The sequence below is a fragment of the Congregibacter variabilis genome, from assembly GCF_045689235.1.
GTDB classification, from domain to species: domain Bacteria; phylum Pseudomonadota; class Gammaproteobacteria; order Pseudomonadales; family Halieaceae; genus Congregibacter; species Congregibacter variabilis.
The window spans coordinates 2,915,298-2,934,901 of record NZ_CP136864.1; the positions used below are offsets into that span (position 1 = coordinate 2,915,298).

23 protein-coding genes are annotated in these 19,604 nt (G+C 54.5%); 11 read left to right on the top strand and 12 right to left on the bottom strand.

What is annotated here, in order from left to right; genetic code table 11:
* Positions 1-84: 84 nt before the first annotated feature.
* Complete coding sequence (locus R0135_RS12960; RefSeq protein ID WP_407347280.1) at positions 85-615, bottom strand: DUF6691 family protein; 531 nt, start codon at positions 613-615, stop codon at positions 85-87.
* Positions 615-1,148, bottom strand: coding sequence for a YeeE/YedE thiosulfate transporter family protein (locus R0135_RS12965; RefSeq protein ID WP_407347281.1), 534 nt, complete (start codon positions 1,146-1,148; stop codon positions 615-617). The genes R0135_RS12960 and R0135_RS12965 overlap by 1 nt, the downstream gene beginning before the upstream one ends.
* A gap of 79 nt (positions 1,149-1,227) precedes the next feature.
* Between R0135_RS12965 and R0135_RS12970 the strand changes: the two genes are divergently transcribed.
* On the top strand, positions 1,228-2,187 hold the full coding sequence (locus R0135_RS12970; protein ID WP_407347282.1) for an MBL fold metallo-hydrolase: 960 nt from the start codon (positions 1,228-1,230) through the stop codon (positions 2,185-2,187).
* A gap of 186 nt (positions 2,188-2,373) precedes the next feature.
* Here the strand turns inward: R0135_RS12970 and R0135_RS12975 are convergent, their stop codons facing one another.
* From R0135_RS12975 to R0135_RS12985, 3 genes are all read right to left on the bottom strand, one after another.
* Positions 2,374-2,667, bottom strand: a complete 294-nt coding sequence (locus R0135_RS12975) for a hypothetical protein (RefSeq protein WP_407347283.1) — start codon at positions 2,665-2,667, stop codon at positions 2,374-2,376.
* 168 nt (positions 2,668-2,835) lie between these two features.
* Positions 2,836-4,203 (bottom strand): OmpP1/FadL family transporter, encoded by a 1,368-nt coding sequence (locus tag R0135_RS12980; RefSeq protein ID WP_407347284.1) that lies wholly within the window; start codon positions 4,201-4,203, stop codon positions 2,836-2,838.
* A 163-nt stretch (positions 4,204-4,366) separates the two neighbouring features.
* Positions 4,367-4,705 (bottom strand): ArsR/SmtB family transcription factor, encoded by a 339-nt coding sequence (locus tag R0135_RS12985; protein WP_407347285.1) that lies wholly within the window; start codon positions 4,703-4,705, stop codon positions 4,367-4,369.
* 111 nt (positions 4,706-4,816) lie between these two features.
* On the opposite strand from R0135_RS12985, the gene soxC reads away from it, so the two are divergent.
* Genes soxC through soxB form a run of 8 tightly spaced genes read left to right on the top strand, consistent with a single transcriptional unit; the run spans position 4,817 to position 11,226 of the window.
* Positions 4,817-6,127, top strand: a complete 1,311-nt coding sequence (gene soxC / locus R0135_RS12990; RefSeq protein ID WP_407347286.1) for a sulfite dehydrogenase — start codon at positions 4,817-4,819, stop codon at positions 6,125-6,127.
* Entirely contained in the window at positions 6,111-7,049 is a 939-nt protein-coding gene (locus tag R0135_RS12995) for a c-type cytochrome (RefSeq protein WP_407347287.1), read from the top strand. The genes soxC and R0135_RS12995 overlap by 17 nt, the downstream gene beginning before the upstream one ends.
* An 11-nt stretch (positions 7,050-7,060) precedes the next feature.
* On the top strand, positions 7,061-7,420 hold the full coding sequence (soxX, locus tag R0135_RS13000) for a sulfur oxidation c-type cytochrome SoxX (RefSeq protein WP_407347288.1): 360 nt from the start codon (positions 7,061-7,063) through the stop codon (positions 7,418-7,420).
* Between the two features lie 22 nt (positions 7,421-7,442).
* On the top strand, positions 7,443-7,895 hold the full coding sequence (gene soxY, locus R0135_RS13005) for a thiosulfate oxidation carrier protein SoxY (RefSeq protein ID WP_407347289.1): 453 nt from the start codon (positions 7,443-7,445) through the stop codon (positions 7,893-7,895).
* Positions 7,896-7,920: 25 nt separating this feature from the next.
* Entirely contained in the window at positions 7,921-8,232 is a 312-nt protein-coding gene (gene soxZ, locus R0135_RS13010; RefSeq protein WP_407347290.1) for a thiosulfate oxidation carrier complex protein SoxZ, read from the top strand.
* A 19-nt stretch (positions 8,233-8,251) separates the two neighbouring features.
* On the top strand, positions 8,252-9,088 hold the full coding sequence (gene soxA / locus R0135_RS13015) for a sulfur oxidation c-type cytochrome SoxA (RefSeq protein WP_407347291.1): 837 nt from the start codon (positions 8,252-8,254) through the stop codon (positions 9,086-9,088).
* A 33-nt stretch (positions 9,089-9,121) separates the two neighbouring features.
* Complete coding sequence (locus R0135_RS13020; RefSeq protein WP_407347292.1) at positions 9,122-9,424, top strand: hypothetical protein; 303 nt, start codon at positions 9,122-9,124, stop codon at positions 9,422-9,424.
* Between the two features lie 38 nt (positions 9,425-9,462).
* Positions 9,463-11,226, top strand: coding sequence for a thiosulfohydrolase SoxB (soxB, locus tag R0135_RS13025; RefSeq protein WP_407347293.1), 1,764 nt, complete (start codon positions 9,463-9,465; stop codon positions 11,224-11,226).
* 39 nt (positions 11,227-11,265) lie between these two features.
* On the opposite strand, the gene R0135_RS13030 is transcribed toward soxB, so the two are convergent.
* The gene (locus tag R0135_RS13030; RefSeq protein ID WP_407347294.1) at positions 11,266-11,778 is read right to left on the bottom strand and encodes a hypothetical protein; all 513 of its coding nucleotides are present in this window, start codon (positions 11,776-11,778) and stop codon (positions 11,266-11,268) included.
* 20 nt (positions 11,779-11,798) lie between these two features.
* Positions 11,799-12,719, bottom strand: coding sequence for an alpha/beta hydrolase (locus tag R0135_RS13035; RefSeq protein WP_407347295.1), 921 nt, complete (start codon positions 12,717-12,719; stop codon positions 11,799-11,801).
* 123 nt (positions 12,720-12,842) lie between these two features.
* Here R0135_RS13035 and R0135_RS13040 point away from each other — a divergent pair, with 123 nt between their 5' ends.
* Positions 12,843-13,400 (top strand): DsrE family protein, encoded by a 558-nt coding sequence (locus tag R0135_RS13040; RefSeq protein WP_407347296.1) that lies wholly within the window; start codon positions 12,843-12,845, stop codon positions 13,398-13,400.
* Positions 13,401-13,521: 121 nt separating this feature from the next.
* Here the strand turns inward: R0135_RS13040 and R0135_RS13045 are convergent, their stop codons facing one another.
* The 4 genes from R0135_RS13045 to R0135_RS13060 all read right to left on the bottom strand — a co-directional run bounded on the left by R0135_RS13045 (position 13,522) and on the right by R0135_RS13060 (position 18,080).
* Entirely contained in the window at positions 13,522-13,944 is a 423-nt protein-coding gene (locus R0135_RS13045; RefSeq protein WP_407347297.1) for an acyl-CoA thioesterase, read from the bottom strand.
* A gap of 81 nt (positions 13,945-14,025) precedes the next feature.
* Positions 14,026-14,862 carry a trans-aconitate 2-methyltransferase gene (gene tam, locus R0135_RS13050; protein ID WP_407349922.1) on the bottom strand — a complete coding sequence of 279 codons (837 nt, stop codon included), beginning with the start codon at positions 14,860-14,862 and terminating at the stop codon, positions 14,026-14,028.
* A gap of 18 nt (positions 14,863-14,880) precedes the next feature.
* Positions 14,881-16,224: an MFS transporter gene (locus R0135_RS13055; protein WP_407347298.1), complete on the bottom strand. Its 1,344-nt coding sequence runs from the start codon at positions 16,222-16,224 to the stop codon at positions 14,881-14,883.
* 32 nt (positions 16,225-16,256) lie between these two features.
* Entirely contained in the window at positions 16,257-18,080 is a 1,824-nt protein-coding gene (locus R0135_RS13060; RefSeq protein WP_407347299.1) for an alkyl sulfatase dimerization domain-containing protein, read from the bottom strand.
* A 167-nt stretch (positions 18,081-18,247) separates the two neighbouring features.
* On the opposite strand from R0135_RS13060, the gene R0135_RS13065 reads away from it, so the two are divergent.
* A complete protein-coding gene (locus R0135_RS13065; RefSeq protein WP_407347300.1) occupies positions 18,248-18,664 on the top strand; it encodes a YidB family protein in 417 nt (138 codons plus the stop codon).
* Positions 18,665-18,685: 21 nt separating this feature from the next.
* On the opposite strand, the gene R0135_RS13070 is transcribed toward R0135_RS13065, so the two are convergent.
* On the bottom strand, positions 18,686-19,561 hold the full coding sequence (locus tag R0135_RS13070) for a patatin-like phospholipase family protein (protein WP_407347301.1): 876 nt from the start codon (positions 19,559-19,561) through the stop codon (positions 18,686-18,688).
* Positions 19,562-19,604: the final 43 nt, after the last annotated feature.

Genomic DNA, 19,604 nt, shown 5'->3' on the forward strand with positions numbered 1-19,604 from the left:
CCTGCTAAATAGAGTAGCGGGCAAGCCTACTGTGATCGGGGAGCGATGGAAAGGAACGCGCAGGTACGCGCCCCTTCCCTATTTCTAGTCGTAGCGATCTTTGAGAACAAAAAAGGCGACAAAGAGTAGTGCAAGGCTAAAGGGCAGGGCGATGTAGATGCCGTTGATACCCAGGAGCGACTCAAGCGTTACAGCACCAAAATTAGCCGGCTTGATAAGCGTGGACTCCAGGAAAGGAAACGCCATAGAAAACAGGAAGGCGCCGACCAGGGCTCCCAGCAGAGTGAAAATTGCGTCTTTTTTGCCCTCAGCGCTACCAACAACACAGGTTCCCGGGCAGTAGCCAGCGACTGCCCAGCCAATGCCAAAGATGGCGGCTCCGATAGCAATACCCCAGAGGTAGGCAGGTTTAACCGACATATTTGCCAGGCCACCCATATCAAGCAGATAGATGCCCAATGATCCCACGCCGATAGCCGTCATCATCAGTTTGATGATCCACATATCTTTGAGCAGTAGCGTTCCCAGAATACGGCGATAGCTCGTTGCGCCGCCAAGATACAAAATCGCCCCAAAGGCGCAGCCAATCAGAAATCCGATGATTAAAGTGCTCATTACACTCTCCCGCGATACAGGAATTTGGCCATCAGAATTGCTGATACAAAAGTGATGACACCAAAAATAAATGAACTGAGTGCCAGCTGGGAGATCCCGCTAATCATGTGCCCGCTGGTGCAGCCACCGGCGAGCCTTGCCCCGAACAGTAGAAGCACACCGCCAAAAAATGACGCCAGATAGCGTTTTACATGAGAGGGACCAAAGGCGTTCTGCCAGAGTTCGGGGATGGACCCCTTGTCTGCATCAGGCTGGCGACGTCGCAGCAATTGCGCTGTTACCCCGCCTCCGACGATCATGCCGAATACGAGCATCCAGCCGTAGCCAACTCCCCAGTCATCCTGCTCACCGTATTTGGCGAGGTAGGTGTTGGATTCGGCAAATTCTGGAGCGACCTTGTGGGCCACCATACCGTCGGTAACGACAAACTGTGTTGATACACCCAGGGGCTTAACCAGAGCGGTTGCAATTATTAGCAGCAGGCCCAGAGAAATTCCGGCCGCTTTCCAGGAAATGATGAAGTCTTTATTCACAACGCTGTCCCTATTTATAGTTAGTGCTGAAGCGCAGGTGTATATTAGCAAGTTTAAATATTAAGTAAATTATATATTTATGAATACGATTAGCTACAGATGGATGACTTCGCTGGTGTTTGTCCTGTTCGCGGGGCTCCTGGGGGCATGGAGTGCTGCCGATGCATCGGAGCTGCCGGCACTGAACATCACTCAGGTGAGCGAGAATGTGTTTTCGGCCATAGGCGCCACCGCAGCGCCATCGCGGGATAATTTCGGACACAACAACAACCTCTCGTTTGTCATCACCGAAGGCGGAGTAGTGGTTGTGAACGGGGGCGATAACGTCCTGCTTGCTGCGGCGCTACATCGCGCCATTGAAGAGCGCACGGACAAACCGGTGCGCTATGTAATCAACGAAAACGGTCAGGGTCATGCCTTTTTAGGCAACAGCTATTGGTCTGATCTTGGCGTCACGATCATTGCTCAGCGCGAGGCTATCGAAGAGATCAAGGCACATGGAGAGGCCTCCCTGTCGCAAATGCGCGCTCGCATGGGCCCTGTGGTTACCGATGCGCGGGTTGTAGTCCCTGATGTCGCTGTTGATGATCACTACGTGCTTGAGCTTGCGAGTGAGCCCATCGAGCTGCGTCGTTTTGGGGCAGCCCATTCGCCCGGTGACCTGTCGGTGTGGCTGCCCAAGCAGCGGATCCTCATCGCCGGTGATATTGCTTTTCATGAGCGCTTGCTGGGTATTTTTCCGGATTCGGATGTCGATGCCTGGATAGACTCTTTTGATGTCATGGCCAGTTTGAATCCGGTGGTGGTGATTCCCGGGCATGGACATCCCACGGATATCGAAACCCTGCGCTACTTCACCCAGGGCTATTTGCAGTTCCTGCGGGACGAAATCGAGGTGATTCTTGATGACGACGGGGGACTCAGCGATGCCTATGAAATTGACCAGTCTGCCTATGAGTCGCTTGATACCTTTGATGAGCTAGCCCGGAAAAATGCTGGGCGACTGTTCAGGCAGATGGAAGAAAAGCTCTTTCAGTGATACGGCGCACCGGAACCTGCACGCCTGTCTATTTAGTTTGACACTCATTTTGTAATACAATACTGACAGTGTTCGCCTGCAAGTACGGCGGGCCGACGGGTGGACCACGTTTACCGCGCTCCAATTCAGTAAAAGAGAAAATGAGAAGCTACGATGAAAAAACTACCTAAGCTTATGCTCCCTGTATCAGCCTTCGCACTGCTTGCATCGCTCAGTGTTACCCCTGCGCTTGCGGATCACCATGCCGAGGGCGAGGCCGAAGCGACCCCAAAGCATGTTAGTGAGCATGAGCATCACCACGACGATAGCCACGGCAGTGAACATGAGCATCATCACGGTGATGACGGCCATGCGAACGATCACGAACATCATCACGACGCCGATGGGCACGGAACTGAGCACGAGCATCATCATGGTGATGACGGCCACGCGAATGAGCATGACCACCATCACATGGATGAGAAAAACGACGATCATCATAACCACGAGGGTTAATGCCGAATGACATTCCGAGGGGGCGTACCTCGCCCCTCGGATCAGTCATAGAGCTTGTGCACATAAGGATGAAGTGCGTTCTTAATTCTTAATCAATGCGGCACGCTAAACCCCTTTCCCGGGGTTGACGTACCGATTAAGTGACTTCGCTCTTTACCAGCTCCAGGAAAACTCAATCTCGAATTGATCCATGGTCAGCTCGATGTTTTGCGTGGGGTCAAATGCGTTAGGCCCTGTCACGGAGTTTTCCGGGGCATACATAAACGCGACGCTAAACTCATTGCCTTTGGCGTTCTTGCGCGACACACCAAAGGTGAAGTGCTGCTCGACAGTCGCCGGTGCCAGGATATTCAGCACCACGGCCGACTCATCGATGGGCTGCTCACTGTAGTTGTAGCCAAAGCGATAGGTAAACGGAGAGTCTCCGCGGATATAGCTGCCACCAATTTTGTACGTTGTGACGTCACTCCAGCCAAAGCCCGCGCCCTGATTACCGCCAAAGCAGGCCTCGACGTTGGTGCCGCCTTGCCCGGCAGTGGGGCAGTCAAAAATACGCTGCAGTGGCGTAGCGATGGATTCAATCTCGCCGTATTGCGCGTGCTCGATGTCAAAGTGCAGTTTCAGGCGCTCCGTCGCTTGCCAGCTGACGCCAACGCGGCCAACGGCTGGAATATCAAAAGAGCCCTTTTGGGCAAAGAGATCGGAGTAGTCGTCAAACTCCTGCATCTCCATGCGCGACTGGTAAGAGACGGCAAAGTCCAGCGTGTCGGTAGCATTCCAGATCGCACCGACCTTGAGTCCGTAGCCCAGTGAGTAATCCGTGCCGTTGTTGCTAAGGCCCGTGGGTGGCTGCGTGCCACCGCTTGCTGCGAAGGTTTTCGTGAACCCGCCAAACGCAGAAACACCCTCGATTTCAAAGGTTTGCATGGCGATGACCGGTCCGATGCCAAAGGCAAAGTCGCCGGCTTTAAAGCTGTAACCGAGCTCCAAAAACGCCTGGTTGAGGTTCACACCGGTATTGCCCGTGCCAAAGGTGCCGGGCAGAGTCATTACCGGAGCGGGTCCTGGACCGTCAGGATCAAAAGTCGCGCTGCCGTCTGTGTAGTCCGTGTTCATGCCCCCGCGGCCATAGAACAACAGACTTATCGCCCGATCGTTCTCCAAAGCCCAGCTCTTGCCAATATACGGTATGGGGAAGTATTCGCTGCCGCTCTCAACATTGTCGGCGTTGATGGTGAAGGCACCGAATTGGCCGTTTATCTGGCTATCAGTAGCGTCGTAACTGCGCCGGGGTGAGAAAATGGCAATACCCATGTCAAGTCGATCACCGACAAGTACGCCCGAGGCAATGTTGTTGGCAGCATCAATAGACTGCTCAGGTGAGGCTGTGCCCGATCCTGCCTGGGCTTTATTGTGGGTTCCGATGCCATGGGTAAAGTAACCATTAGTGGCGGCGGCGTTGCCGGAAATTAAAAGCGCGGTCGCGATGGCGCCACCCGCAAATAGGGTATTTGCTCGCATTACTCGTTCCTTCTATGTTTTATCGTTATTGTCCCGGGCAGCGCTGATGCTATTGGCATCCCGCTACATTCGAATATTAAGATATTGTGATTTTACCTTCGTGTAAACGAATATTTATGCTTGATTTGAATCCCTACAGCCTTGGATTTGTCGCTGCAGCGCTTTAGGAGAGACTCGAAATCGCGTCTGGTAGCGGTGCTTCCTCTTCATCTACACAGTACAAATCGTAAAGTACGCCAATAACCTGAGCGATTTTTTTGTCGGTGATGGAGTAATACATAGTCTGTGCATCGCGACGACTGGTGACCACACCTTCGTGCCGCATGCGTGCCAGATGTTGGGACAGTGGCGACTGCTTTACGCCAAGGTTACGGCAAAGTTCACCTACGGATTGCTCGCCGATCTTTAGCTGACAGAGAACCATAAGTCTGTCCGGATGCCCCAATAACTTCAGCAAATCACTGACATTGGCGGCAGAGCTGTGCATTTTTTCTAGGTCCATAACATTCCGGGGGGGTTGTTATATGAGAAATTTATAATATATTAACACATGTGTAGCGATGCTTAGTCTACTACTGTCTGGCTTGCAGCAACTAATAAGAAGGAAGCCATAATGCAAAAACAACAGCAGTTGGATCAACTGGTCCGTTCCGTCGCCGAGTCGGGCGAAAAACTGAACGGCACCGAGAGAAGACATTTTCTAAAAAATGGTCTGGCACTGCTTGGCGGCGCGGGACTGGCGAGTGCGGCCTCTGGTGTCGTGGCGCAGGGCATGCCCCCGGGCATTCCATCGTGGACCAAGAGTCTTGGTTCTGCCGTCAATACCAATCCGTATGGTATGCCTTCTCCCCACGAAGCCGGTTTGCAGCGGCGCACCGTAGAGTGGCTCACCGCTGATAAGATTGCCTCGGTGAGTTTCACGCCCCTGGCAGATCTCAAAGGCATTATTACCCCCAGCGGCGTGGTCTTTGAGCGCTATCACGCTGGCCTACCCGAAGTGGATCCCAATCAGCATCGATTGATGATTCACGGCATGGTGGATCGTCCGCTGATCTTCAGCATGGAAGATCTCATGCGCTTTCCATCGGTGAGCATGATTCGATTTCTGGAGTGTCCAGCCAACGGTGGCATGGAGTGGCGCGCCGCACAGATGGATCGCTTGCAGTTCTCCCACGGCATGCTCTCTTGTTGCGAATGGACCGGTGTGCTCCTGTCTACGCTCTTGCAGGAATGCGGCGTACAGAAAGGCGCCAAGTGGATTCTCGCCGAAGGCAGTGATGGCTCACACATGAGCCGAAGTATCCCCATGGAAAAAGCCATGGACGACGCTCTTATTGTGTACGCACAAAATGGTGAAGCCTTGCGTCCGGAGCAAGGCTACCCGGTCCGCCTGATTAACCCCGGCTGGGAAGGCAACACCTGTGTGAAGTGGCTGCGACGTTTAGAGATTGGTGATAAACCGTGGTACCACAGGGAAGAGACCTCCAAATACACGGATTTATTGCCCAGCGGAAAAGCGCGGGAGTTCACTTTTGTTCAGGAGGCCAACTCGGTCCTGACTAACCCCTGTCCCGAGAAGCCGCTGACTAAGCCCGGCAAGCTTTGGGTAGAGGGTCTCGCATGGTCCGGCCGTGGGCGCATCAAGCACGTGGATGTGTCCTTTGACGGTGGTGTGAGCTGGCGCGAGGCGCGCTTTACCAGCGTGGTGGAGCCGCGAGCTTTGACGCGCTTTGGTGTCGAATGGGACTGGAACGGCAATCCCGCGCTCCTGCAAAGTCGTGCCGTAGATGAGACCGGCTATGTACAGCCGACTTACAGCCAACTTCGTGACGCTCGAGGGTCCTCATCGATCTATCACAAGAATGCCATCCATACCTGGAAACTCAACGGCGATGGGAGTGTGGTCAATGCCCAACTTGCATAACTATCTGATTGCTGCCGCTCTGGGTGCCAGCATTTTTACTGCTCCTGCACTCTTGGCTGCAGAAAAAGCGCGGTTTGGCTACGGTAGCCCAGCCACTGCCGAGCAAATTGCCGGCTGGGATATTGACGTACGTCCCGATGGACAAGGTTTGCCGCCCGGAGAAGGTTCCGTAGAGGACGGTGAGGAGCTTTACGAAGAAAAATGCGCGCTCTGCCACGGTTCTTTTGGCGAAAGCGTGGGCGGTTATCCGGCGCTAGCCGGTGGGGATGGCAGCCTCACTGATCCGCGGCCCAAAAAAACCGTGGGTAGTTATTGGCGATACACGAGTACGCTTTGGGATTACATTCACCGGGCAATGCCATTCACGCAGCCCGAGTCTCTGAGTGATGATGAGGTCTACGCGATTACCGCCTATGTGCTGCATCTCAATGACATCGTGGACTACGACTTTGTGCTGACGCGGGACAACCTGACCGATGTCCATCTGCCCAATGAAGACAACTTTATTCCTGATCAGCGTCCCGATACCCGCAACAAGCGTTGCATGAAGCGATGTAAAGACCCGGCCACAGTCGAGGTTGCCTCTGAAGCTGCCGCGTATGTGCCCGAGGGTGGCCCCGATGCCCTGTACAGCGAAGGCGAAGCGCAAGACGACGGCATTGTGAGCACGGTGACTGGTGGCGGCGTCTACGAGCGTCACTGCGCTCTTTGCCATGCAGGCGGTATTGGCGGTGCGCCCATGCTCGGCGACACCGGCACATGGTCTGCGCGCATTGAGCAGGGCATGGACGTTTTATACCGACATGCTATTGAGGGATATTCTGGCGAAGACGGCATCATGCCCCCCAAGGGCGGCTTCGTGAATCTGCCCGACAGTGAGGTAATCCTGGCTGTGGACTATATTGTTGAGCAGAGTCAATGAGGAACTTGCCCATGAACGCACAGCAAATACGTCCGATTCGAACCCTGTCGATGCTGGCCCTGACTTTGGCAGCGATCACCACGCAGGCTGCCGAGTCTCCGGCAATTGCCGAGGGGCGAGAGATTGCGGCTGACCGCAATCGCGGCAACTGCTATTCCTGCCATATGGCTGACGGCGCCGAAATGACTGGCAACGGAGGGCCGCCGTTGATGCAGATGCAAATGCGTTTTCCGGACCGCGAGGTGTTGAAGGCGCAAATTGCCGATCCGCGTGTTCGAAATCCCAATACCGTGATGCCGCCCTATGGTACTCACGGCATTCTTACGCCGCGCGAGCTTGAGCTCGTGGTCGACTACATTCATTCACTATAAACACAAGACATAGGAGTCTCCCATGCAGGGAACATTAACAAGACGCCGCTTTGCCCAGGCAGTGCTGGCATTTGCCGCACTCGCTGCGGTGCCATTGAGGGTTTTTGCCCGTAACGATAAAGCCTTTGCGGCAGTTAACACCGATGAGGCACTAAAAGCCTTGTTTGGCGATAAGCCCATGACCGTGGACGACAGCTTTGAATTCAAAGTCCCGGATATCGCCGAGGATGGGTCCATTGTCCCCGTGACGGTAAGCACCGAGATGGAAGGCGTTAAATCAATCTCGCTGTTGGTGGATGCAAACCCCAATCCGCTTTCGGCGAGGTTTCACTTTATGCCCGGTTCAGTGCCTGAGTTTAAGACGCGAATCAAAATGGGCGAGAGCTCCGACGTGCGTGCAGTGATAGAAACTGCCGATGCACTCTATGTATCCACCAAGAACGTCAAGGTAACCCTTGGCGGATGCGGCGGTTAAACGAGCACTCAACGGAGAATAAATCATGGACGTAAAACCCATCAAAATTCGTGGTCGCCTCAAAGGTGACACTGCTTCGATCAAGTGCCTCATGCCGCATCCCATGGAGACCGGCGTGCGCAAAGATCTTGATGGCAACAAAATTCCTGCGCATTACATCGAGACAGTCACCTGCACAAAAAATGGTGAAGTGTTTATGACGGCTGATTGGGGCGCTTCCGTATCCAAGGATCCCTATCTGGGCTTTGTTGTTGCCAATGCCAAGCAAGGTGATGTAATTGAGGTCAGCTGGGAAGACAACCTTGGCAACACCTCATCCGGTGATCTGACCCTGTAAGTCAATGAGGATGTTACCCATGCTGCGCACACTGATTCATCGGATTTACCCGGCATTTATTTTCACTGTCTGTGCCGCGGCTGTCGCCGGTCCTGAGGAGGACCGCAGCGCGCTTCGGGCTTTCTACGAACAACGATTTCCAAGTGTTGAACTGGATGCCCATATCGATGGCGCTTACGCTCTGGACGCCGACAAGCGCGATCAGTGGTTGGAGATGGAGGACTTTCCGCCCTACGAAATCGCCATTGATGACGGTGCTGATCTGTACGGCGAGGCTCTGGCAGATGGCAGCAGTTACGCAGAATGTCTGGGTGATGCGGCTCCTGCTATCAAACACCATTACCCACGGTTTGATGCGGTAAGTGGCCAGGTTGAGACCCTCGAGCAGCGTATTAACAGCTGCCGGGAGTCTGCCGGGGATGAGCCTTGGGATTATCTTGGGCCAGAAATGAGCTCTCTTATGGCGTTTATTGCCTATGAGTCCCGAGGTGAGCATGTTGCGATAGACGTGCCTGATGATCCTCGCGCGCAGGCAGCTTACGAAGACGGGAAGGAGTTCTTTTACACGCGCAGAGGGCAGCTCAATTTTGCTTGTAGCAGCTGCCACGTCACCATGGCGGGTAATGCATTGCGAGCTGAGCGCTTGAGTGCATCGTTGGGCCACACCACGCATTGGCCGGTGTATCGCCTCAAGTGGAAAGAGGTGGGTCCATTGCACAAGCGGTTTATTGAATGCAATTCTCAGGTGCGGGCGGTTCCTCTGGAGGCTCAGAGTGAGTCCTACAGAAACCTCGAATATTTCCTGACCTACATGAGTAACGGCATGGAGCTAAACGGGCCCGCATCGCGGAAGTAAGTAAAAGGTCGGTTTAAAAAAGAGCTGAGAATAATGATGAAAACAGTGATCAAGAAAAGTCTTTTACTGTCGCTTTCGCTGAGCGCCGCCGCAGCCTTTGCTGGCCCCGCAGAAACGCTGGAGCGTGCGAGCGCAATCTACGAGCAAGCCTTGGCCCAGGAGCACGGTTGGTCCGTCACACAGCCGCTAATAGACGAAGCGCGTGAGGCCATGGCTGCAGGTGACGAAGATCGCGCGCAGGCGCTGGCCGATCGTGCCCTGCTCACCGCGGAACAATCGCTCAAGCAAGCCCGGGACGAAAAAAACGCCTGGCAGGCGCGCGTCGTCGGTCGCTAAGGCGACGCGCCGGTCTTTAACCCAGTGAGGAGTTGCTCGTGAATCGTCGAGAGTTTATCCAGCTGCTGCTGCAAGGTGCTGCAATTGCCGGTACGGGAGCCTACGTTGGCAGCGTTGGAGCCAGCGCTCGGGCCCTGTACGATCTGGAGTCCTTTGGCAGTGCCCGAATTCTGCATATGACCGATTGTCATGCGCAGTTACAGCCGATCTATTTCCGTGAGCCTAACGTCAACATAGGGCTGGGTGAGGCTCTCGGGCGTTGGCCCCACGTGGTAGGGCGCAATCTTCTCAAGGAGTTGGGCAATATTTCGGCGCGTGACGCGCATGCTTTCACCTACTTGGATTTTGTTCAGGCAGCCGAAAAGTTTGGTCGCGTAGGTGGCTTTGCCCACATCAAAACACTGATTGATCAGTTGCGCGGCGCAGTGCCCGACGGAAGCAGTCTTTTGCTTGATGGTGGTGATACCTGGCAGGGTTCGGGCACGGCGCTGTGGACCCGCGGTCGAGATATGGTCGAAGCCACGAATCTTCTGGGTGTCGACATCATGACCGGGCACTGGGAGTTCACTTATCACGAGGAAGAAATTCTCGAGAATATCAAAGCATTCAATGGCGAATTCCTCGCGCACAATACCTATGCGACCGAGGATGCGTTGTTTGATGGTGTCCCTGTTTACGACGAGGATACGGGTCATGTGTTCAAGCCTTACACCATACGCGAGCTCAAGGGGCATAGAGTTGCGGTTATTGGTCAGGCGTTTCCCTACACGCCCATCGCCAACCCCAAGCGATTTATTCCGAACTGGACCTTTGGAATTCGCGATGAGGAGCTGAGCCAGCTCGTAGCGACTATTCGCGCAGAAGAAAAGCCGGACGCGGTTATTTTGCTCTCGCATAACGGTATGGATGTGGACCTGAAGCTCGCAAGTCGCGTATCGGGCATTGATTTTATCTTGGGCGGACATACCCATGATGGAGTGCCCCGGCCTATGGAGGTCGAAAACAGCGGCGGCAAGACCATCGTCACCAATGCGGGAAGCAACGGCAAGTTCGTCGCAGTACTGGATTTGGAGTTCGGTGCCAACGGCGTGAGTGATTACCGGTATCGATTGTTACCGGTATTTTCTAATCTGCTTGCGCCTAACGCTGCAATGCAGGCTCACATTGATGCGGTGCGGGCACCATACCGGGAAGTGCTGGACGAGGAGTTGGCCGTAGCGGATTCATTGCTGTATCGCCGCGGCAACTTTAACGGCAGTTTTGATCAGTTAATCGTCGATGCCATGCGTCAGGAGTTGGATGCGCAGATAGCGCTGTCGCCTGGCTTCCGCTGGGGTACCACGGTGATGCCCGGCGAAGCTATCACTATGGATCGATTGCTCGACCAGACCTGCATGACCTACCCCGAGACCTATGTTCGGCAGATGACGGGTGGAGAGTTGCGAACGGTTCTTGAGAGCGTGGCTGACAATCTCTTTAACGCTGACCCCTATTACCAGCAGGGCGGCGATATGGTGCGCACCGGCGGTTTTAACTATCGACTCGACCCTCTGGCGGCCATGGGCTCTCGGGTATCCGATATGACTCTCGCCAACGGAAAGCGTATGCAGGACAGTGCTTCTTACAAGGTTGCTGGCTGGGCGACTGTGGGTTCGCAATCCACCGGAGAGCCGGTTTGGGAGGTGGTTGCGCGACATCTTAGATCAGAGAAGACCGTGCGCATTGAGCGTCTTGAATCACCTACGCTGATGAATGTTGCCTCAAACCCCGGGATTGCTGATTATCGCGGCGGTCTTGCCTAAAAAGCCCCCGGAGGCTTTATCCTGGCCGGAAGTCTTCAGCTACCAGGTCAGTGTCGCGGCAATAATCTGCTCCAGTAACTGGTGCACGGCGGCATAGTCTGCCTGCTCTAACTCGGGTGCACGTATGCTCAGGAGCACGTTTTCGGGGTCGGCTTTGAGCGAGTAGATCGAAATGCTATACGGGCAGAGTGTGATGTTGTGGGGGTTGTGTAGCGTTAACTCATAGGTCAGCTCTGAACTGCAAAATAGCAGGGATTCGGCGTTGTCATAAACCTGCGTAGTTGCACCGGTGGCATTAGCCGTTCGGCGCAACATGCTGGCCAAGTGTGCGGTGTAAGAAATCACCAAACCTTCATCTTCGATAGCCTGTACGAGATCCGCTCGAACATTGTGATAGATCCCGGGAGTGCTATAGACCCAGGATGATCCAATCACCTGGGGCGTGGGCAGAGTTTGTGCGGGTGCTTGCGCGCCCAAGAGGCACAGCAACAGGACCGCAAGCGCTTGTCCGAAACATCGGCGATGAAACTCAAATCCCGTGAAGGTAAACATACGCACTCCCAGTACTTCGATTATTCGTCGTGCATGAAGTCTATCGCGATCTCAACTAATTCATCGGCATAGAGATCGCGAAAAAAATGATCGGCGCCGTCAATCTCCTCGACTAAAGCTCTCGGCGCACGCTCGGCTATGGCCGTGGGAAGCCCCGACGCTACTTCATCCTCGCTCCCCGCAATAACCAGAACAGGTCGCGAGATGCCCGCGATAAGCGTGGGCGTATCTCTTAAAGGGTCGTCGCTGTAGTAGGACAGGAAGCTCGCGGCCGTGGCGCGAGTGTTTTGGCAATACAGCAGGCCAAGGTTACCGGGGAGGAGGGCGTCGCCTCTCTCGTTGGCGGATTGTTCCTGGGCTTGGGCAAGGAGTGTGGTGAGGGGTTTTCCGTGGCGATCCCTGTAGGCGTCCTGAGTCTTTTGTGAGGACCACTGCGGCGGTGCTATGAGGATCAGGCGAGCGGCTAGCGGGTCGGCTGTGTCGAGCACATAACGCGCGATTTGATTTGCGCCCCGAGAATGTCCGATTGCCGTGAACTCGCGTACGCCCTGAGTGGTAAGCCAGGCAGACCAGCGGGCAAGTTCAATGCTGGCGTCGCTTTCACGGTGCCGGTGAGGGCCATCGCAAGGTAGTGCCTGTTTTCGGTCTTCCACGCCAAGGCTCAGATTAATCGCCAGCGTGCTGACTCCCTCGTCGCCCAGAAGTGACTCCAGCGACTGAATGATTTCGGTGTCACGATGCGACAGCGTTCCATGAAGAATTACCGCCACGTCGCCCTGAGGCCAGCTGTCGCTGCGCACCAGGCGCGCTGACAAAGTGGGTTGTTGATCACTCAGGGCAATGTCCTCTGCGGCGACTTTTGCACCGCAGACGCAGAGCGTGATCAGAACCAAAAGCGTGATCATTGAGAGGCGGTACGCACTGGTGTTCGACAGATACATCGCAGATACTCCTTGCTGAAGTCAATTGTACGTAGTCTATGGTGGCTCTTACCAGTCGCCGAGGTGGCCCTGCAAACAATTGAAGTTGATGTTGTGCACAGTTGAGTTAATCAGGAGCTTTTGATGCAGTATTCCTTAAAAAATGCGGCTGTTGTTACAGCCTTTGCAGCGGCAACGCTAACTTTCAATGCAGCCTTTGCGGCGGAGCCGGAACTTGGTCCAGTGGTGCCCAGTTTCGGACCTGTCATGGCACCCCCCCCGGGTTCCTACAACCTTAATCCTGATGTGCATTACAAAGTCTCTATGGACATGTACACGACCCCGGATTTTCCCGGAGATCAGAATCGGCATCTGGTGTCGGCGGCACGTTTTCTTAACATGCATGCCAGAAACGGTATTCCCGCAGACAACATTGAGTTCGCATTGATTGTTCACGGCAAGGCGGCTAAGGATCTTTTAACTGATGAGGCTTATGAGGCGCGTTTCAACGAAGCTAATCCCAACTCAGATTTGCTAAAAGAGCTGAGCGCTGCAAACGTGCCTATCTACCTGTGCAGTCAGACCGCTGCTTTTCGGGGTATGGCGCCGGAGGAGTTCAGCCCTACAGTGACCATGTCGCTGTCCGCTATGACCGCACATGTTCGCTTGCAGCAAGAAGGCTACACGCTGATTCCGTTTTAAGATGAATGCCGGAGATTTGCGGCGTCAGACTGATGAGGTTCGAAAGCCCGCCTTGGCGGGCCAGAAAACTGTCGCTTAAGCAAAGCGGTGCATCCGGGATACGAGCGCTTCGCTCAGCCCACTAGGTATTCTCAATTGACACGCCGCTTAGCATCGCGCGCACCGTTTCTGGCACGGGACAGGGTTTGCGCGTTTCCATATCTACAAACACCTGGGCGAAACTACCCCTGGCCAGAGCGGCGTTGTCGCTGACTCGCGTCATGGAAAATCCCAGGGTTGCACTGGTGTTACCGATGCGCTCGTAGGCAACCTCTACGCGTACTTCGTCCCCCGAGTGACACTCGTGGAGATAGTCGCAGTTGGCGTTGGCGGTAAACACATAGCAGGGCAGATTCTGTGGATCGCTCCAGTCAAAACCCAGTTCCAGCATGTAGTGACCCGCGACCTCGTCGGCGAATACCAGGTAGTTGGCAAAAAACATATGCCCTTGGGAGTCGGTGTCGCGGAATCGAACGCGGAGTGTTTCCTGATAGGTCTTGCTCATAGCGTGTGGGTTTCCAAGCTGTCTGAATATTAGATTTGTAGTTGTTGATGGTAGCGCCAATCAGTTAGCAGGGCATGGTGCCTACGCTGACCTAGAGGCCACGATGAACAGCCGAGGTAATCGAAGCAAAACTTTGCCATCGCTTTGCAGCGGATAGTGGTGGCTTAGCTCTTTGACATATTGCCTGGCAAAATCTTCGCGTTTGCCTGCCGGTAGTATATCCAGATAGGGTTTCAGTCCCGTGCTTGAGAACCAATGGAGAATGTCCGCGGGACCATCCAGTACGTGGTGGTAGTGAGTCTCCCAAATCCTGATGGTTTCACAGGACGGCACCAGACAGTCGTAGTACTCCTTTGGGCTCAGTAGCGCCCCCCGCTCGGTGCTCAGCTCATTAAGATGTTCTGCAAAAGGCGCGCGAGAAGCCACTTCAGCCATAAGGCGATGGCTGGCTTCTTCCAGGTTATTGGGCATTTGCACAGCCAAAATCCCTTGTGGCGCCAACTGCTTGGCGAGCATTGGAAACAATATCCGGTGGTCTGCTAGCCAATGCAGGCTGGCATTGGCAAAGATCAGATCCTGGGGTTCATGGGCGGCAAAGTTGCTGATATTGCCTTGTCGAAACACCCCGAGCGGTACTCTTATTGCCGCAGCTTTAAGCATGTCGGGGGATTGATCAATGCCTGTAATAGTCGTTCCTGGCCACCTGTCTGCAAGTAACTGCGTAGAAAGCCCTGATCCACAACCAAGGTCGCTGATTGCGTTCATGGGCCGCTCTGGCACTGCTGCTATCAGATCATGGGCCGCCTGTTGCCTAGGCGTTGCAAAGTTATCGTACTGCTGTGCGTTCCAGTCGTTGATGGTTTTTCTACCTCGAAAGCGTCGATGAACCGTCGCAGCGGATTGTCTCTCTATAGTCAGGCAACGCCAAGTCAGCCTTTAGATGCCTCGGGCATCCAGTGCTGCACGAATGCGTTTGTGCTCTGCTTCATCGATGGGGAATCGCCACATCATCGCAATGGCGGCTGCTTTGAAGAGGAGACTTGGGGCCGCGTACAAGACCGCAAGTAATCGAACATCATCAGCTGCGTTGCTGATGGTTGCATCGAAGCCTGCCAACTCCAGCGCCGGGAACATCAGCCCCACCGCTAAGGCGTACGCCAGCTTTGAGGCTGTTCCCCATAGTGCGAAGAACAACCCGGGTCGACGACGATTGTTCTCCAGCGCATCCCACTCAATGAGGTCGCCATTAATCGCTGAAGGTAATGCGAGATCAGCGCCAATCATCAAGCCCGTGCCTATCACCACAATGCCGTAAAGAAGCACGTCACCGCTACCAAGGAATGGGGCTATGCAAAAGAAGGCACAGGAACCCATGACGGCTATGCACCAGCTGCGGTGTTTACCCCAGCGTCTGGAGAGTGCGACCCATATGGGGACCGATAAGGCGCTACAGACGAAGTACCCAAAAAGCATGAGTCCGGCTATGGCGGGTTCTTCAAGTACATGAGTCACGTAGAGAAGAAACAGCGTAGCGGGTATTGCATTGCCAAGACCGTTGAACAAAAAAGCCAACAACAAGCGGCGAAATGGCGAGGGACGGCTCAGTAAGCTTATGGCTTCGCGCAGTGAATTCCCTTGCTTATCAACTTTCGCCTGGTCGGGTACGACGACGGCAGCGAAGGGCACGCTGATCGCCAGGCCAGCGACGGTAAGGATGGTAATGGCAAAGAGAGAATCAGCCAGCGACTCGCTGTCGCTGTTATCTACCAGCAGGAGCGCGATCAGGGTTCCTGCAAGTCCAAAAATCACCCGGACACCCGAGATGCGGCTGCGTTGGTGGTAGGACTCGCTGAGCTCGGCACCCCAGGCGTTCATAGGCACTATGCTCATAGTCCCGGCAACATAGATTGCAAGCGTGCTTAACAATAAGAAGTTGTTGCCGGCACTGAGCGGTGGATTGAACAGCAGCCAGACGGAGGCAGCGATCAGAGGCGCGCTGCCAACAACCCAGGCTTTGCGACGGCCCCACCGGGCAGGGGTTCGGTCGGAGAGATATCCCACCACGGGATCGGTAAATAGATCCCAAAGTCGCGCTGCTAAAAGAATACCGCCGATGGCAGAAAGGCTCAGTCCCAGAGACTGGGCATAGTAGGTCGGAACAATGACCTGCAGCGCAATGAATGCCCCTGCAAGAGGGAATGCCAGAGATCCGTAGGCAATGAGCACCCATAGGGTGGGAATCTGGCTTGTGACACTGTGCTGTGTATTTGGCTTTTCCATGCGAGTTATACGCATCCGCCAGAAATTGGACGTTAGCGCAGACTCAAATAGGGGTGGCCGGGGTCACGATCAAAGGCCTGCCCGAAGCTGCGCAGCTTGAGCTTGGATCCCTCTACCTCCAGAAGCGCCTGATCAATGGCGTCGGCGTAGCTGATGTTCCCAAGGAACAGCTCATCAAGGAGTGCTCGATCAAGCGTTAGCGTTACGTCCGCGCCGGGGAGCAGCGTGGGTTGAATATCCAGGATGCTGTTGCGCAGCTGTACGGTGTAAACCTCGTCCCGGTCAGCGAGCTTGTAAGCGACATTGATCGCGTTGTCGCCGGCGGCCTGTGGGTCAATGCGAAAGCGCAGGAGACTCAAAAGTTGGCCTGTAGAGAGTTGCGATGGGTTGAAGCGCTGCTTCTGCATCGCCATGAGAATATCTCGGGGAACCACAGAGCCCTCCAGTTCTCGCGCCGAGGTTAAATAGAACCCGCGCCAGTTAGTGTTGGCTGTTGCATAGCCGATGCGCCGTAGGGCGGCAGCCTTTAAATAGCGGGCCGACATGTCTTCGCGGTCAATGCGCACGAGATACGCGGTGAGCTCCGCGGCCCACTGGTCATCCTCGGCGGCAAAAGCTTTTTCGGCCTCGGCAAACACGCGGTCGCGCCCGCCCATGAGTTCCACAAGACGCCGGGCCTTTTCCAGTCGCGGCAAAGGATCCAGCTCCGCCGGGTCACCATTCCACCAGCTGATGTACGACACATAAAACTCGCGCACATTGTGTTTAACCGTCCCGTACATTTCCCGGGTCCAGGGGTCACGATCCATAAAATCAGGCAAGCTGATGGCATTCGCCAGATCGTCCGGGGTGTAGCCCTTGTTAATGAGACGCAGAGACTGGTCGTGGGTGTACTGTATAGAATCACGGTACACGGTGAGCATGTCCTGAATTTCTTCTCGCCCAAAGAGCGGTTGACCATGGCTGGGCACCAGATATTGGGCATCGTAGGCGCGCATTCGGTCAATAGCTGTGACCCACTTGATGGCATCCCGAGGCTTGGTGCCGCGCAGGGAATGAAGGTTAGGATAATTGGGACCCTGAATCTCGTCTCCGGTGAGCATCACCTGATAGTCTGGTAACCAGATCGCCAGATGACTGGCTGACTCACCGCCGGTCTGGAACAGTTCCATGCGGATGCCCGCAATCGTTAACTCTTCGCGTTCGTCAATAAAGTGATTGGGCGGTATATAGGTTCCCAGCTTGCTGCCCAGAGTGTAGCCACAGCAGGAGACATGGTAGTCCCGACCATCGGTCACCGGATCCAGAAGCTGACCGTACATGTAGAGGGCGCGAACCCCCATGATGGGTGCTGTGACCTGATTCTCGTCTTCGAGCTCGCGCAGAAAGTTTTGCGTGGCGATGACTTTTACCTGCCCTGATTCCGCATCTGATCGATCAATGAAGGCGCCGGCACCGTTGATATGGTCCGCATGGTGGTGCGTGTAGATCACCGCCTTTACCGGCTTTTCGGAGATCTCCCGAAAGGCGCTCTCGGCCACTGCAGCGTGTTCGTTGGCGGTCGTTGTATCAATGATGATCAGGCCGTCATCGCCCTCAATCATGATGACGTTGCCAAATCCGCGATTAGGGGTGTTGTAGTCCCACACCGGCGTGTCGCCGATTTGAAAAAGCTCTTCTTCTAAATACCGAGCGTGTTCTTTGAGGTAAGCCGGAGAAGAAAAGGGAACCTGATAAGGGTTCTCTCCTTCCCTGACAGAAGCGGCGCTATCGACGCTTGGATCATCTGCGGCGCAAGCGGTGAGGAGCGTGGTAACGCCAAACAGAGCAGCTGTTTTCAACAGTCGTGAATTCATGAAGTTCAGTTCCTTGCACCTGGCGTCTGTGCGCCTTTATTTGAGTTTTTCTAGCGGTAATTCATAGCGATCACGATAGCGCGCAATCCTTGTTGGGCATTGTTGATGATCGCAAGCTATACTTTCTTGTTGACTACACAAGCAACAATAACAGCTGGAGATAGCGTATGGATATTATGGAAATGGGGGCATCGCTGCTCTCTCAGAAGCTGGGCATGGATATTGACCCGAACGTAGTTGCCTCTGCTTTAGGTGGCTTGCTCTCAAATTCAAGCGGTGACATCGACTTTGCGGGAATCGCCAGCAAAATGGCCAGCAGTGGCGACTTAGGTGCAATCGTGGGCTCCTGGTTGGGCGATGGCGCGAATCAGTCGATTTCGGCTGAAAGCATCACTTCGATTTTTGGCAGCGACAAAATCGCGGAATTTGCCGGCAAGCTTGGTACTGATGCGGGCACCGCGACCAGTGGTCTTGCAGATGTATTGCCGCAGATGATGGACAAGTCCAGTAGCGGCGGAAGCTTGCTTGAGATGGCTGGCGGCGCAAGCGGTCTCCTGGGCGCGGCAAAGTCTTTGTTTGGCTAAGACCTGGCCTGTGGGGAGCACTTACAAAGGGGCTTTTCCGCTTTGAGCCAGCTTGATCGGTAAGAAGTCCAGGGTGCTGCGATACCCTGCCTGGTAGAGTTCTGCCTTGACCTTCGCTCCCAGAGAAAACGACACCGGCGATACGTCGCCGGTGTCTACCACAATAGTAGATAGCCAAAACGCCTCGTTAATGTATTCGTGAGAGAGCGTTGTCATAAACGTGTGAATGAGCATTGCAAGATAGTCCCGCAAAGGGATGAGTGGTTTGCGATGCTTGATTTTAAGTTCCCCGTTTCCGCGTAGTTTAAACACGACAACAGGTGTGCCGATGCCTGACCAGTCCCGTCGCAGAGCTTCTTCTGAGAGGATACTGCCGTCAGCCATAACCTGATCTCCCAGGCTTTTGAAGCTAAAGAGCAGTGGAACCGACATTGAGTAACGAACAGCTTCGGATATCGGCATCTGAGGTGATTCTGCGGTGTTGAAGACCACGGGTTTTCCGGAGCGGACATCGGTGGCGATGACATGGAGATCCATATCCAGATCGCAAAAGCGTCGCCCCTGCATTTTGTCATCCATCCAGCGCTCAAAGTTATCGCCGTTGGAGAGCCCGCCGGTGCGTAGCAGGCTAACGAGGTTCTGTCCTAAAAACTGTGAGAAATCGGTGTCGTTAGCGATGTCACGAATTTGCGGGAGCGTATAACCTCCCGCCAGCAGCGAAGCTACGATGCTGCCGCCAGATACGCCGACAATTTGTGTAAAGCCTATTTGTAGTTCATCAAGTGCGGCAAGGATGCCAATATGTGCAGGCAGACGAGCGCCGCCTCCGGCAAGAACCGGCACGATTTTTTGATCGCAATCTACACCATGTTGGCGGTCGTTATGAGTATCTGTCATTGCCGATACACCTTGGCTTCGCACCGCATTACTATACTCTCAG